This window comes from Pseudomonas sp. XK-1, assembly GCF_038069885.1.
Lineage (GTDB): Bacteria > Pseudomonadota > Gammaproteobacteria > Pseudomonadales > Pseudomonadaceae > Aquipseudomonas.
Genome location: NZ_JBBPES010000005.1, coordinates 261,175 through 274,605 on the forward strand (window position 1 = coordinate 261,175; position 13,431 = coordinate 274,605).

Consider the following 13,431-nt stretch of genomic DNA (forward strand, 5'->3'; position numbering starts at 1 on the left):
ACCGGCGAGCGCTCGGCTAGCCCGCTGACGCTGCCCCTTCACCGTGTGATTAATTGACCTGCAGCAGTGTTTTGTTTGATTGGCCGATAACTGGTTCCACGGTGGCTATTTTTGTTTGAGCATGTCTGCCGAAGCCTCACCGCAGAGTCTGAAATGAAGAACATCAAGATAGCCTTGTGGGCGTTGCTGATAGGGCTAACCCTGCTATGGGCATTGGCAGATACCTTCCTGCCGCAGCCGCTGACCTATTTCTCGTTGCGCGCGGTACTCGTGCAATACACCGGCATCATCGCGATGGCGGCCATGAGCGTGGCGATGATGCTGGCTGTGCGTCCGCGCCGCGCCGAACCGTTGCTGGGCGGACTGGACAAGATGTACCGGCTACACAAGTGGCTGGGCATCAGCGCGCTGGTGTTTGGCAGCATGCACTGGGTTTGGGCCAAGGGGACCAAGTGGGCGGTTGGCTGGGGGTGGCTGAGCAAACCGGGCAAGGGGCGTGGTGCGGGCCTGGACCTTGGCTCCCTTGAGCAGTTGCTGCGCAGCCAGCGTGGGTTGGCCGAGACGCTTGGCGAGTGGGCATTCTACGCTGCCGGGGTGCTGATCATCCTGGCGCTGGTCAAGCGCTTCCCCTACCGCTGGTTCGCCAAGACCCACACCATCCTGGCCGCGCTCTACCTGGTGCTGGTGTTCCACACTGTGGTGCTGATCAAGTTCGCCTACTGGTCCGAGCCGGTTGGCATCGTCACTGCCCTGCTGCTGGTGGGTGGCAGCCTGGCGGCGTTCCAGGCACTGTTCAACCGCATCGGAGCCCAGCGCAAGGTGCAGGGCGAAATACAAACCCTGATCCAGTACCCGGAGCTGCGCGTGCTGGAAACCCATATCGCACTGCAAGCAGGCTGGCCGGGGCACAAGGCCGGTCAGTTTGCCTTCGTCACCTCGTCCAAGCCGGAAGGCGCGCACCCCTATACCATCGCCTCGGCCTGGAACCCGCAGCACGCGCAAATCACCTTTATCACCAAAGCCCTGGGCGACCACACCAGCCAACTGCCGCAAACCCTGCACGTGGGCGATCAGGTGACGGTAGAAGGGCCGTATGGCTGTTTCACCTTCGACGACCAGAACCTGCGGCAGATCTGGATCGGGGCCGGCATCGGCATCACGCCCTTTGTGGCGCGGCTAAAGCAACTGGCGCTGGAAGCTGATCATCAATACAGCATCGATCTGTTCCATCCCTCCACCGAATATTCGCCTCAGGCCATTGATAAGTTGCGCGCCGATGCGGCCGCCGCCGGAGTCCGCCTGCACCTGCTGGTCGCCGACCAGAATGGCCGCCTCAGTGGCGAGCGCTTACGCAAGGAAGTTCCAGACTGGCAGGCTGCCAGCGTCTGGTTCTGCGGGCCTACGGGCTTTGGCCGGGCCCTGCGCAGTGACCTGTTGACCCATGGTTTGAAGCCGGAAGACTTCCATCAGGAATTGTTCCAGATGCGTTAAGTCCCCATTTTCAGTAACGAGAAAAACTGAGAAGGAGACAGATCCAATTGCCGCTGACTGACGGTTTTGGGCTCCTTCAGGCTCAAGAATGTTCTGCCTATAGAGCCTTGCCTCAGGCCGCCGCCGACTGCGGACCAGGCCATCTGCTGCGTATTTTTCCGCTGGACTTGCAGCGAATAAGATTTTTCCTGCTCTAAACGTCCGCTTCGGCCCGGACCGGTTAGTGGGTGCTCCCCGATTGTGAGGGGTGGATTTTTTTCAGCGTCGTTGTAACGCCAGCGCCACTCGTCGCTCTAGTTGAATGCCGGCACGCAAAACCCCTTTCGCCCGGCCAACCAAGATTTATCGAGGATACGCAGATGACCATTAAAAACACCGCCGCTGGTGCCGCTATCGCCTTCGCTGCTGCTGCCATGTTTGCCGGTATGTCCGGTACTGTTGTGGCGGCTGAAGAAGCCAAGGTGCATTGCTACGGCGTAACGTCCTGCAAGGGCCAGAACGACTGCAAGACTGCCGAGAACGCCTGCAAAGGCCAGGCTGCCTGCAAGGGCCACGGCTTCAAGGCCATGACTCAGGCCGAGTGCGATGCGGCGGGTGGTACTGTCGGCGAATAAGTGAGCCGGGGCGACCGCCGCGCGGTGGCCCCGCATCACCGAGCAAGGAGTCAGCGATGAATGCTCAACACGGCAATCTAGGCTTTGGCCTGGGCCTGCGCAGCACCTACTACCAAGCCATTCTCGAACAACGGCCGGCCATCGACTGGTTCGAGATCGTCTCGGAAAATTACCTGGTGGATGGCGGCAAAGCCCTCTACTTTCTTGATGCCATCGGTGAGCAGTACCCGCTGGTAATGCATGGCGTATCGTTGTCGATTGGTGGCCCGCACGAACTGGACCGCGACTACCTGCGCCAGCTCAAGCAGCTGGCCGCACGGGTGCAGCCGGCGTGGATCTCCGATCACCTGTGCTGGAGTCGGGGCAATGCCCATCAGCTGCATGACCTGCTGCCGCTGCCCTACACAGAGGAAAGCCTGCAGCATGTGGCCGCGCGTGTGCGCCAGGTGCAGGACGTAATTGAACGGCCGCTGGTGCTGGAAAACGTCTCCAGTTACCTGCGCTGCGCCGATGACCAGTTCAGCGAATGGCAGTTTCTCAGCGCGCTGTGCGAACTCAGCGGCTGCGAGCTGCTGCTGGACGTCAACAATGTCTACGTCAGTGCGCGCAACCATGGTTTTGATGCCTGGGAGTTTATCCGCAGCCTGCCTGGGCAGCGCGTGCGCCAACTGCACCTGGCGGGCCACAGCGACTATGGCCGCTATTTGATCGACACCCATGATCAGCCGGTCAGCGACCCGGTCTGGCAGCTCTACCAGCGCACGCTTGAGCACCTCGGCCCGGTTTCCACGCTGCTTGAGCGCGATGACCATTTCCCGGATCTGGACGAGTTGCTCGCAGAGTTAGACAAGGCTCGCCGGGTCGCTGCCGAAGCACTTCCAGGCGCTGCCCGATGCGCCTGAGTGACTGGCAGCGCGAGGTGCAGGCCTACCTGCTGAATCCCGAGATTCAGCCTAACCCGGCCCTGCAGGCGAGCCTGCTGGGCAGTGCTGCGCTGAGTGCCGAGCAGGGCCTGGCGATTTACCACAACGCTTACCGGGCAAGGCTGCTGGAAGCCTTGCGTGGCGACTATCCGGCCGTACATGGCTGGCTCGGTGATGAGGAGTTCGACTCGCTGGCGTTGGCCTATCTCAACGCTCACCCGTCACAGCATTACAGCTTGCGCTGGCTCGGTGCGCAGCTGGCGGACTTTATCGACGGCTATCTAGTGCCCGCGCAGGCCGCGCCGTTGAGTGAGCTGGCGCGGCTGGAGTGGGCCTTTACCCTGGCCTTCGATGCGCCGGAAGGGCAGCCCTTGAGCCTGGCGCAGATGGCCGAGCTGCCGGCCGAAGACTGGCCCACCTTGCAGGTGCGCTTGCTACCCAGCGTGCAGTGGCAGGTCTGCCGGCATAGCAGCCTGGCGATCTGGCAGGCTTGCAAGGCGCAGGATGCCTTTCCCGGCAGCCAAGTATTGGCCGATAGCGAAGTCTGCCTGATCTGGCGTCAGCAATTGGTTACCCGCTACCGCAGCCTGGCGGCAGATGAAGCCGCCGCGCTGCAAGGCATGAGTCAGCAGGGCTGGAGTTTCGCCGAGCTGTGCGGCGAGCTTGCTTATCTGGGCGAGCAGGCCCCCGTACAGGCCGTCAGCTGGTTGCGCCAGTGGTTGAGCGATGGCCTGTTGCAGCGTTTTTACACGACCTGATAACCGCCGCCGCCAACTGCCGGCTGCCGACTGCGGACCAGGCCATCTGCTCCGTATTTTTCCGCTGGATCTGCAGCTGTTTCGCGATCGGGGCCGCGCGCATAGTGTGGCCGTCGATAACAGCCGAGGCCGCCGATGTACCAATACGATGAATACGACCGCGCTCTGGTGCGCGAGCGCGTGGCGCAGTTTCGCGATCAGATCGAGCGGCGGCTCAGCGGCGAGCTGAGCGAGGAGGAGTTTCTGCCGCTGCGTTTGCAGAACGGCCTCTATATGCAAAAGCATGCCTATATGCTGCGCGTGGCGATTCCCTACGGCACCCTGTCCGCGCGGCAACTGCGCACCCTCGCGGGCATTGCCCGAGACTACGACCGCGACTACGGGCACTTCACCACCCGGCAGAATATCCAGTTCAACTGGATCGAGCTGGAGCAGGTCGGCGATATTCTCGAACGCCTGGCCGAGGTCGAGATGCATGCGATCCAGACCTCCGGCAACTGCGTGCGCAATATCACCACCGAGGCCTTCGCCGGGGTCGCCGCCGACGAGCTGCTCGACCCGCGGCCCTTGGCGGAGATCCTGCGTCAGTGGTCGACGGTCAACCCGGAATTTCTCTACCTGCCGCGCAAGTTCAAGATCGCCCTGTGCGCCGCGCAGGAAGACCGCGCGGCGGTGATGATGCACGACATCGGCCTGTACCTGTACCGCGATGCGGCCGGCGAACTGCTGCTGCGGGTGATGGTCGGCGGCGGTCTGGGGCGCACCCCGATCCTCGGCCAGCAGATCCGCGAGGGCCTGCCCTGGCAGCATCTGCTGTCCTACGTCGAGGCCGTGCTGCGGGTCTACAACCGCCACGGCCGGCGCGACAACAAGTACAAGGCGCGGATCAAGATCCTGGTCAAGGCCCTGGGCATCGAGGCCTTCGCCCGGGAAGTCGAGGCCGAGTGGCAGCAGATCAAGGACGGCCCGGCGGAGCTGACCGCGGCAGAGTATCAGCGTGTCGCAGCGGCCTTCGTCGCGCCGCCCTATGCCAGCCTGGATGACGCCGACCTGGCCTACGGCAGCGCCCTGGCACGTGATCCGGGCTTTGCCCGCTGGGTCTCGCGCAATGTGCGCCCGCACCGGGTGGCGGGTTACGCCTCGGTGGTGCTGTCGACCAAGCCGGCCACCGATTCGCCGCCCGGGGATGTGACCTCGGCGCAGATGCACGCCATCGCCGACCTGGCCGAGGACTGCGGCTTCGGCGAGATCCGCATCGCCCACGAACAGAATGTGGTGCTGCCGGATGTGCCCAAGGCCGACCTGCATGGCCTCTACCAGCGCGCCCTGAGCCATGGCCTGGGCACCGCCAATATCGGCCTGCTGACCGATATGATCGTCTGCCCGGGCGGCGATTACTGCGCCCTGGCCAATGCCAAGTCGATCCCCATCGCCCAGTCGATCCAGCAGCGCTTCGCCGACCAGGACGTCCTGCACAGGCTCGGCGAACTGAGCCTGAATATCTCCGGCTGCATCAATGCCTGCGGCCATCACCATATTGGCAACATCGGCATCCTTGGCGTCGATAAGAACGGCAGCGAGTGGTACCAGGTGACCATCGGCGGGGCTCAGGGCAAGGCCAGCGCCCTGGGCAAGGTGATTGGGCCTTCGTTTAGCGCGGCGCAGATTCCCGAGGTGATCGAAGGCCTGGTCAAGACCTTCAGCGACTACCGCGAGGTCGACGAACGCTTCGTCGATACGGTGCAGCGCATCGGCCTCGAACCCTTCAAGGAACAGGTCTATCGCAAGGCGCAGGTGCCGGCATGAACAACCTGATTCGCTTGAGTGCAGGCCAGGCCCGGGTGGTGGCGGATGATCCCTGGCAGTGGCTGCGCGAACCGGACCAGGCGCGGCCCGTCGGTCCGTTGATCCTGCCGCTGCCCGCCTGGCTGGCGCGCCAGGATGAGGCGACGCTTGCGGGCCGGCGCTTCAGCCTGGATGGCCTGTGCCTGGCCCCGGACGACGAGGTCGAGCGCATTGCGGCCTATCTGCCGGTGTTGCCGCTGATTGCCATCGAGTTCCCCAGTTTCCGCGACGGCCGCGGTTACAGCCAGGCCTACCTGCTGCGTACCCGGCTGGGCTGGACCGGCGAGTTGCGTGCGCTCGGCGATGTCTTGCGCGACCAGCTCAGCCATATGCGCCAGTGCGGCTTCGATACCTTCGCCGTACGTGAAGACAAATCCGCCGAGGACGCGCTCAAGGGCCTGGCCGGCATGAGCGTGCTCTACGGCCGCTCAGCCATCGAACCGCGACCGCTGTTTCGCCGCCGGGGCGGCGCTGGAACATAAGTCCGGCAGGCTTCTAGCGGCCGTTCTGTAGTTGCTGGAGTGCGCCGTCGACCAGGGCCAGCAGTTCATCGATGGCCTGGGTGGCGCGCTGGAAGTAGGCCTTGGCGGCTATCACTGGCTGTTCCCGGCCCAGCAGTTCCTGTTCGATGCAGTGCACGAAGTCTTTCACCACCTGTTCGCAGCGGCGCAGGTTGAAGGCGCTGGCCTGCGGGTGCTGGGCCGCGTGCTGCTGCAGGGTGTCGAAGGCGCTGCCGGCCTGCAGCTGGATCTTCTGCTGGAGAAAGCGCAGGCGTACTCGCTGCTCGGCACTGCTTTGCCCAGCGGCGGCGATGCCGGTGCCCAGGGCGCGGGCCTGGCCGGCCCATTCCGCCGCCTGCAGCACATCGCGCCAGATGCACGGCAGGTAGCTCAGCTCGGCGCGGCCGTTGCTCAGGTCGATTTCGCTGGCCACATCCTCCATCAAGAAGATGCTGTTGCGAATGATCAGGTGGTGCTGCGCCAGGTTGTTGGCCGGGTCGCTGCTGCGGCCGTCGCGCATCCGCGACCAGTGATCGATCAGGCCACTCCAGGCATCTTTATGAGTGCTGGCGAGGGCCTGGGCCGTGCCGATATGGCGGTCCAGCTCCTGGCGGGTGGTGGCCAGGTCCTGGCTCAGGCTCTGGTCGCCGCAGAGCACGCCATTGCTCAGGCCGCGGTGGCGCTGCAGGCCGGCAATCAGGGCGCGCAGCAGGCTTAGCTGGCGGATATTCAACTGCCTGTGTTGCAGCTTCTGCAGGCGCATGCGCCGGTGCAGGCCGTAACAGAGCAGGCCGAGCAGCAGCAGGGTGGCGGCGCTGGCCAGTAACGTGGTGAGTTCAGGCATGTTGCTTACCCCGTCAGATGAGCCAGATGGTGGGCGATGGTGCGGGCCTGATCGGCCGCCTGCAGGTTGTCGGCATTGCCCTGGCGCACGCGGTCGGCCAGCTCGGCGATTTCCGCCACGGCCTTGCCTTGCTGCTCAGTGCTGACCGCCACCTGTTCGACCTGTTCGGTCAGGTGGCGGGTGCGCTGCTGCACCTGGCCAAGCAGCTCGCGCACCGTGGCTGAACTGTCTGCACTGCGGTGGGCCAGCTCGGCGAGGCTGGAGACCTGCACCGTGGCACTCTGGATATGCGCCTGGACGGATTCGATATTGCGGCTGATTTCCGCTGCCGACTCCTGGCTGTGCAGGGCCAGGCGGCGTACCTCGTCGGCCACCACGGCGAAGCCGCGGCCGCTTTCCCCGGCGCGCGCGGCCTCAATGGCGGCATTCAGCGCGAGCAGATTGGTTTGCGTGGCGATGCCGCGGATGGTGCCGGACATTTCATTGATGGTGTGCGAGTTGCTGTGCAATTGCAGGATCAGCTCGTTGGTGGCGATGGCCTGCTGCGCCATTTCGGACACCTGTCGCACCAAATTGGTGAGTTGTTCGATGCTGTCGGCCAGCTGCCCGCTGGCCAGTACGCTGGTCTGCCGCGACTCATCCGCCAGCACCGCCACCTGGACAATGCTGACATTCAGCTGCTCGACTGCCGCCGCCGCGACGGTGGCCGACTCGCTCTGCCCCTCGGCATTGCGGGTGACCAGGGCGGCGCTCTGTTCGAGCTCGTGGGAAGAGTGGGAGATTTCATCCAGACGCTGCTGCAACAGCTGCTGCTGGCGCTGGGCCTGATGCAGCCACTGTTGCAGGCTGCGCCCGATAGGTTGCAGCAACAGCCACTGCGCGCCGCCGAAGGGTTGCTGCGCACCTTGCGGCGTGGCGCTTTCACAATACTGCTGGAGACGCTCGAGCTCCTGCGCCAGCGACCATAGCGAGGCAATGGCCAGGTAGGCCAGCAAGGCCCAGAGCGGGGTGCTGGGCAGCTGGGGGAACAGGCCCATCGTCACGAAGCCGGCCAGCGCCACCAGCAATTGCAGGCGCAGCATGCCGGTCATGCCCAGTTCGCGCAGGAGCAGAAGCCCGGGGTAGGTAAGCCACTTCATGGTTGCGGTACTCCATTTACCAAAAAAAAACGCCTGAAGCCCTGCGCGCTATCCGCAGCGGGTCCAGGCGCCATTGCCTTGCAGGAACGAGTTCTGTCGATCTGATGGGTCGATGCAGAGTGTTAGGCAAGAGTGATGCCATGCAGGTCGGCGGGTGGTGGCAGTGCGGCAGGCTGCAGAGGAGGACGTGGCCCTGCACCTGCTGGTCCATGCTCTTCGACCAATGGATCAGCCGCGGCGCTTTTATCCTTGAGTCAGCTTTCGGCAGCTGTGGCAATATACCCCTACGGGTATATTCAATGGGCAATGGGAGGATGTATGCGCTGCACGACTGCAATGCTTTTGGCTTTGCTGAGCATGGGGGCTTATGCCGACAATTATCAGGCTCTGACCGCCGAGGGGGCCGCGCTGATTCCGCCCTTTCAGCAGCAGCTCCTGGCGACGGTCAAGACGGCAATGCAGTCCGGCGGACCGGTCAAGGCTGTGGAGGCCTGTCAGTTGCTGGCCCCGCAGATCGCCAGCGAGCACAGCCAAAGCCCTTGGACGGTTGGGCGCACGGCCTTGAAGGTGCGCAACCCGGCCAATGCCGCGGATGCCTGGGAAAAACGGGTATTGGAGCAGTTCGCCAAGCGCGCCGAGGCGGGTGAGCCGCTTGCCGATATGCTGCACTCGGAGGTGGTCGAGGGTGAGTTCCGCATGATGAAGGCCATTGCCACTGGCGAGCCTTGCCTGGCCTGTCACGGCAAGAACATAGAGCCGGCGCTGGCCGCAGTGATTGATGTAGGCTACCCGCAAGACGAGGCTCGCGGCTTTGCCCTGGGCGAGCTGCGCGGTGCCTTCACATTGCGGCGTACTGTAGATGATGGAAATGATTGAAACCGAACAGTTGCAACACCGGGATGCCCTGCTCAAGCGTCTGGCCCGTGTCGAGGGGCAGGTGCGCGGCATTCAGGCCATGATCAAGCGCGGCGATGAATGCGAGGCCATTGCCCAGCAGTTCAGCGCCGCGCGCAAGGCGCTGGATAAGGCCTATCAGGAAATGCTCATCTGTCTGGCCGAGGAGGCCATCCTCAGCCCGGAGCAGAGCAACCAGGAAAAGCTCGTGCAGCTGCGAGCCATCTTCACCAAGTACAGCTGATTGCTAAGCGCTCTGGGCTTGCCACAAGATGGCGTAACCCAGCCCCATCAGCAGCCATCCCGCAACGGGATGGAAGAGGGTCTTCCACAGTCTGCTGATCGGGTCGAAGCCCACGCCGTGGATAAAGCCGCTGGAGATGCCCAGCATGCTCAGCATGATCAGTCGATGGTTGTAGTGGCCATCCGCGGTCAGCATGGCTGCGGGGTGGATCAGGAATATCAGCGTCAGCGGCGTCGCCAGCAGCAGCGATACGGCGCGGCAGTAGCCGCGCTGTAGCCAGGGGCGCGGCTCAGTTGTCACCCGCCACCTCTTCGTCGAGGTTCTGTGTCGTTTCCAGCCACAGGGCGTTGATGATGCCGAAGCTACATGCCAGCAGCACGCCCAGAATCCAGGTGAAATACCACATTGCGTTCTCCTTGCCCGCCGAGGCGGGGGTTGTGCGCTTCGGCTGCGCGCTGTGCAGGCCGAAGCGCAGCGATTAGTACAGCCCGTGGGGGTTGGCTTCGATGCTTTGATCGGTCAGGCGTCCCCACATCCGGGTGTAGCACCACAGGGTGTAAGCCAGAATCAGCGGGACGAAAATGCAGGCCACCACGAACATGATGCCCAGGGTCTTCTGGCTCGATACGGCATCCCATACGGTCAGGCTCGAGGTCGGATCGATGCTTGATGGGAAAACGAAGGGGAACAGCGCGAAACCCGCGGTACAGATCGTGCCGGCGATCATCAGGCTGCTGCCGATAAACGCCACCGCCCCGCGATTGAGCTGAGCGCCGAGCAGGGCGAGCAACCCACCGAGCAAGCCCAGTACGGGCGCGAGCATGGTCAATGGATACTGGCTGTAGTTGCCGAGCCAGCCGGTGTTGGTCGCTGCCACCTGTTTGGCCAGCGGGTTGATCGCGCCACCGAAGTCGACGCCACCGGTTAGCGTCATGCCCGCCATGCCCAGACTCAGCCAGACACCGGCACCGGCGAAGGCGGCCAGATAAGCGATGGCGCAGAGCCGCGTGGCACTGCGCGAGCGGGCGTGGAGGTCGGCGTCGGTGCGCATCATCAGCCAGGCACCGCCATGGGTGGAGAGCATGCTCAGGCTTACCACGCCCGCCAGCAGGGCGAAGGGGTGCAGCAAGCCGAAGAACGAGCCTTCGTAGCTGGAGCGCATCAATTCATCGAGGCGGAATGGCAGGCCGAGGAACAGGTTGCCGAAGGCCACGCCGAACAGCAGGGCAGGGGCCGCGCCGCCGACGAACAGCGCCCAGTCCCAGGTCGTGCGCCACTTCTGGTTCTCCAGCTTGCTCCGGTAATCGAAGCCCACCGGGCGGCAGAACAGTGCGAACAGCACGGCCAGCATCGCCCAGTAAAGCCCGGAAAAGGCCACGGCGTAGACGATTGGCCAGGCGGCGAACAGGGCACCGCCGGCGGTGATAAACCACACTTGGTTGCCATCCCAGTGCGGCGCGATGGTGTTGATCGCCACGCGGCGTTCGTTGTCGGTTTTACCGACGAAGGGCATAAGCGCCATGGCACCCATGTCGAAACCATCGGTCAGGGCGAAGCCGATCAGCAACACGCCAATCAGCACCCACCAGGTCAGTTTCAGTGTTTCGTAATCAAACATGCTGTTCTCCCTAAGCGCTGACGGCTTGAGCGCTGGTACCACGCTCGAAGTGATAACGACCGGTATGCAGGCTGGACGGGCCAAGGCGGGCAAACTTGATCATCAGGTACATCTCGACCACCAGCAGCAGGCTGTAGAAGGTGATCAGTGCGGCCAGTGAACCCCAGACATCGGCAGCCGATATCGACGAGGCTGACAGGTGTACGGGCAGGACTTCGGCGATCGACCAGGGCTGGCGGCCATGCTCTGCGACGATCCAGCCGGTCTGCGCGGCAATCCACGGCAACGGCAGGCTGAGCAGGGCGAATTTCAGCAGCCAGGGTTTGTTCTCGGCATTGCGTTTTACCGAGGCCCAGGCGGCCAGGGCGAACAGCAGCAGCATCAGGAAGCCGGAGGCGACCATGGCGCGGAAGGTCCAGAACATGGTGGCAACGTGGGGGATGGTATCCAGCGAGGCCAGCCTGATCTGTTCCTCGCTGGCATCGACCACCGCCGGGGTGTATTTCTTCAGCAGCAGGCCGTAGCCGAGGTCCTGTTTGACCGCATTGAACGCGGCAATGTTGGCCTCGCTCTTGTCGCCGGCGCGCAGTTTTTCCAGCAGACCATAGGCGATCATGCCGTTGCGGATGCGTAGCTCATGTTGCTTGATCAGGTCCTTGATGCCGGTGACTTCCTGGTCCAGCGAGCGCGTGGCGATGATGCCCATGGCATAGGGGATCTTCACCGCGTAGTCGGTACGCTGGGCTTCCTGGTTGGGCAAGCCGAACAGGGTAAAGGCGGCGGGAGCTTCTTCGGTTTCCCATTCGGCCTCGATGGCGGCCAGCTTGGTCTTCTGCACGTCGCCGATTTCATAGCCGGATTCATCGCCGAGGATGATCACCGAAAGGGTCGAGGCCAGGCCGAACACGGCGGCGATGGCGAAGGAGCGACGGGCGAAGGGCAGGTCGCGTTTCTTCAGCAGGTAGTAGCTGGAGATGGCCAGCACGAAGATCGCCCCGGTCACGTAGCCGGCGGAAACGGTATGGACAAACTTGACCTGGGCCACCGGGTTGAACAGCAGGGCACCGAAATCGGTCAGCTCCATGCGCATGGTTTCGAAGTTGAACTCCGCACCCACCGGGTTCTGCATCCAGCCGTTGGCGATCAGGATCCACAACGCCGACATATTCGAGCCGATGGCGACCAGCCAGGTCACGGCCAGATGCTGCACCCGGGTCAGGCGATCCCAGCCAAAGAAGAACAGGCCGATAAAGGTCGATTCCAGAAAGAACGCCATCAAGCCTTCGATGGCCAGCGGTGCGCCGAAGATATCGCCGACGTAATGGCTGTAATAGGCCCAGTTGGTGCCGAACTGGAACTCCATGGTCAGGCCGGTGGTAACGCCCAGGGCGAAGTTGATGCCGAACAACTTGCCCCAGAATTTGACCATGTCCTTGTAGACCTGCTTGCCGGTCATGACATAGACCGACTCCATGATCGCCAGCAGAAATGCCAGCCCCAGGGTCAAGGGCACGAACAGGAAGTGGTACATCGCAGTTATGGCAAATTGCAGGCGTGAAAGGTCAACGACGGATTCCGAGATCATCTCGGTTTCTCCTCAGTGGGTAGTGGTGAGGGAGGCGGGACAAGGGGGCCGAACAGGTGGCTAGCAAGCCGCTCGGTGCCGTTTTCCGGCACTGTGGGCTCGGTGAACCAGATGGCTTTGATGCTGAAAAGGATGACCAGCTTGATCAGCAGAATGACGCCGATCTCGCGCACCAGCGCAATGCGCCAGGGAGACTTGGGGGCGTGATTGGTCATGCTGGTACTCCAGGTTCTACTCGGGCTCTGGCAGGCAGAGCAATACTACTTCATACCCCGTGGGGTATGTTGGTGGTGCTATTGATGCAGGTCAGTGGAGTGACGAATACCTTGAAAAAGGATATGTACCCGTCACCTGTTGAAGCGCTGTGAAGCGCAAGATGATGTCCAGGGGGCCCTGACTCGTAGTGACGCCAACACCGTCCGAAAATCCACCCGCGGAAGTGGCGCGCGCTTGACCCGCCTGTCAATGGAACGCGTGCGCCTATGGTGGGTTACGCCGCGTGCCGGGTGAGGTGATGTTTGGTAATCCCCATATGCCGCTAACCCACCTTACGAAAGCTGCTTGCACCAGCTAATTGGGGCAATAGCCTTAATCAAACGCCGGCAGCTGTGGGTTGGCGACGGCTTTGCCGGCTGCGCTCCAGGCCTCGAAACCGCCCTCGATCGACTGCACCTGCAGGTAACCCATCTCTTGCAGCGAGCAGGCGGCCAGCGCCGAGCGGCCGCTGTTCTTGCAATAGAGCACCAGCTTGAGGTCGCGCGCGGCCAGTTCGGGTTCGTTGCTCAGCTTGAACTCCAGTAGGCCGCGGGGGATGTTGATGGCCCCCGGAATATGCCCAGCGTGAAATTCATCGGCTTCGCGCACATCGATCAACGCGTCGGCCTCGCGAATCGCGGCTTCGGCGGTTTGCAGATCGACCTCGTGGATCTGGGCTTTGGCGGCGGTTACCAGGTCGTGGGCAGTTTTCATATGGCTA

General features: G+C 63.0%; 16 protein-coding genes. 8 read left to right on the forward strand and 8 right to left on the reverse strand.

What is annotated here, in order from left to right; translation table 11 throughout:
* The first annotated feature begins 153 nt into the window (after window positions 1-153).
* The 6 genes from WMW70_RS15040 (at window position 154) to WMW70_RS15065 (ending at window position 6,113) form a co-directional block, all read left to right on the forward strand.
* Window positions 154-1,491: a ferredoxin reductase family protein gene (locus WMW70_RS15040; RefSeq protein WP_341438273.1), complete on the forward strand. Its 1,338-nt coding sequence runs from the start codon at window positions 154-156 to the stop codon at window positions 1,489-1,491.
* A gap of 359 nt (window positions 1,492-1,850) precedes the next feature.
* On the forward strand, window positions 1,851-2,105 hold the full coding sequence (bufA2, locus tag WMW70_RS15045; protein WP_341438274.1) for a BufA2 family periplasmic bufferin-type metallophore: 255 nt from the start codon (window positions 1,851-1,853) through the stop codon (window positions 2,103-2,105).
* A gap of 56 nt (window positions 2,106-2,161) precedes the next feature.
* Entirely contained in the window at window positions 2,162-3,007 is an 846-nt protein-coding gene (gene bufB / locus WMW70_RS15050; protein ID WP_341438275.1) for an MNIO family bufferin maturase, read from the forward strand.
* On the forward strand, window positions 2,998-3,786 hold the full coding sequence (locus tag WMW70_RS15055) for an HvfC/BufC N-terminal domain-containing protein (RefSeq protein ID WP_341438276.1): 789 nt from the start codon (window positions 2,998-3,000) through the stop codon (window positions 3,784-3,786). Before bufB ends, WMW70_RS15055 begins: the two co-directional genes overlap by 10 nt.
* 135 nt (window positions 3,787-3,921) lie before the next feature.
* On the forward strand, window positions 3,922-5,592 hold the full coding sequence (locus tag WMW70_RS15060) for a nitrite/sulfite reductase (RefSeq protein ID WP_341438277.1): 1,671 nt from the start codon (window positions 3,922-3,924) through the stop codon (window positions 5,590-5,592).
* Complete coding sequence (locus WMW70_RS15065) at window positions 5,589-6,113, forward strand: DUF934 domain-containing protein (protein ID WP_341438278.1); 525 nt, start codon at window positions 5,589-5,591, stop codon at window positions 6,111-6,113. The genes WMW70_RS15060 and WMW70_RS15065 overlap by 4 nt, the downstream gene beginning before the upstream one ends.
* A gap of 13 nt (window positions 6,114-6,126) precedes the next feature.
* On the opposite strand, the gene WMW70_RS15070 is transcribed toward WMW70_RS15065, so the two are convergent.
* Together WMW70_RS15070 and WMW70_RS15075 are read right to left on the reverse strand one after the other, a co-directional pair.
* Window positions 6,127-6,975, reverse strand: a complete 849-nt coding sequence (locus WMW70_RS15070; RefSeq protein WP_341438279.1) for a nitrate- and nitrite sensing domain-containing protein — start codon at window positions 6,973-6,975, stop codon at window positions 6,127-6,129.
* A 5-nt stretch (window positions 6,976-6,980) separates the two neighbouring features.
* Window positions 6,981-8,114, reverse strand: coding sequence for a methyl-accepting chemotaxis protein (locus WMW70_RS15075; protein WP_341438280.1), 1,134 nt, complete (start codon window positions 8,112-8,114; stop codon window positions 6,981-6,983).
* A gap of 336 nt (window positions 8,115-8,450) precedes the next feature.
* Here WMW70_RS15075 and WMW70_RS15080 point away from each other — a divergent pair, with 336 nt between their 5' ends.
* On the forward strand, window positions 8,451-8,990 hold the full coding sequence (locus WMW70_RS15080) for a Tll0287-like domain-containing protein (RefSeq protein ID WP_445942151.1): 540 nt from the start codon (window positions 8,451-8,453) through the stop codon (window positions 8,988-8,990).
* Window positions 8,983-9,252, forward strand: a complete 270-nt coding sequence (locus WMW70_RS15085; RefSeq protein WP_341438281.1) for a metal-sensing transcriptional repressor — start codon at window positions 8,983-8,985, stop codon at window positions 9,250-9,252. The genes WMW70_RS15080 and WMW70_RS15085 overlap by 8 nt, the downstream gene beginning before the upstream one ends.
* A 3-nt stretch (window positions 9,253-9,255) precedes the next feature.
* Here WMW70_RS15085 and WMW70_RS15090 read toward each other — a convergent pair whose 3' ends face one another.
* The 6 genes from WMW70_RS15090 to WMW70_RS15115 form a co-directional block, all read right to left on the reverse strand.
* On the reverse strand, window positions 9,256-9,552 hold the full coding sequence (locus WMW70_RS15090; protein WP_341438282.1) for a cyd operon YbgE family protein: 297 nt from the start codon (window positions 9,550-9,552) through the stop codon (window positions 9,256-9,258).
* Complete coding sequence (gene cydX, locus WMW70_RS15095; RefSeq protein ID WP_341438283.1) at window positions 9,542-9,658, reverse strand: cytochrome bd-I oxidase subunit CydX; 117 nt, start codon at window positions 9,656-9,658, stop codon at window positions 9,542-9,544. Before cydX ends, WMW70_RS15090 begins: the two co-directional genes overlap by 11 nt.
* Window positions 9,659-9,730: 72 nt before the next feature.
* Complete coding sequence (gene cydB, locus WMW70_RS15100) at window positions 9,731-10,870, reverse strand: cytochrome d ubiquinol oxidase subunit II (protein ID WP_341438284.1); 1,140 nt, start codon at window positions 10,868-10,870, stop codon at window positions 9,731-9,733.
* A 10-nt stretch (window positions 10,871-10,880) separates the two neighbouring features.
* Window positions 10,881-12,455, reverse strand: a complete 1,575-nt coding sequence (locus WMW70_RS15105) for a cytochrome ubiquinol oxidase subunit I (protein WP_341438285.1) — start codon at window positions 12,453-12,455, stop codon at window positions 10,881-10,883.
* Entirely contained in the window at window positions 12,452-12,670 is a 219-nt protein-coding gene (cydP, locus tag WMW70_RS15110; RefSeq protein WP_341438286.1) for a cytochrome oxidase putative small subunit CydP, read from the reverse strand. Before cydP ends, WMW70_RS15105 begins: the two co-directional genes overlap by 4 nt.
* A 373-nt stretch (window positions 12,671-13,043) precedes the next feature.
* The gene (locus tag WMW70_RS15115) at window positions 13,044-13,424 is read right to left on the reverse strand and encodes a rhodanese-like domain-containing protein (protein WP_341438287.1); all 381 of its coding nucleotides are present in this window, start codon (window positions 13,422-13,424) and stop codon (window positions 13,044-13,046) included.
* Between the last annotated feature and the right edge of the window lie 7 nt (window positions 13,425-13,431).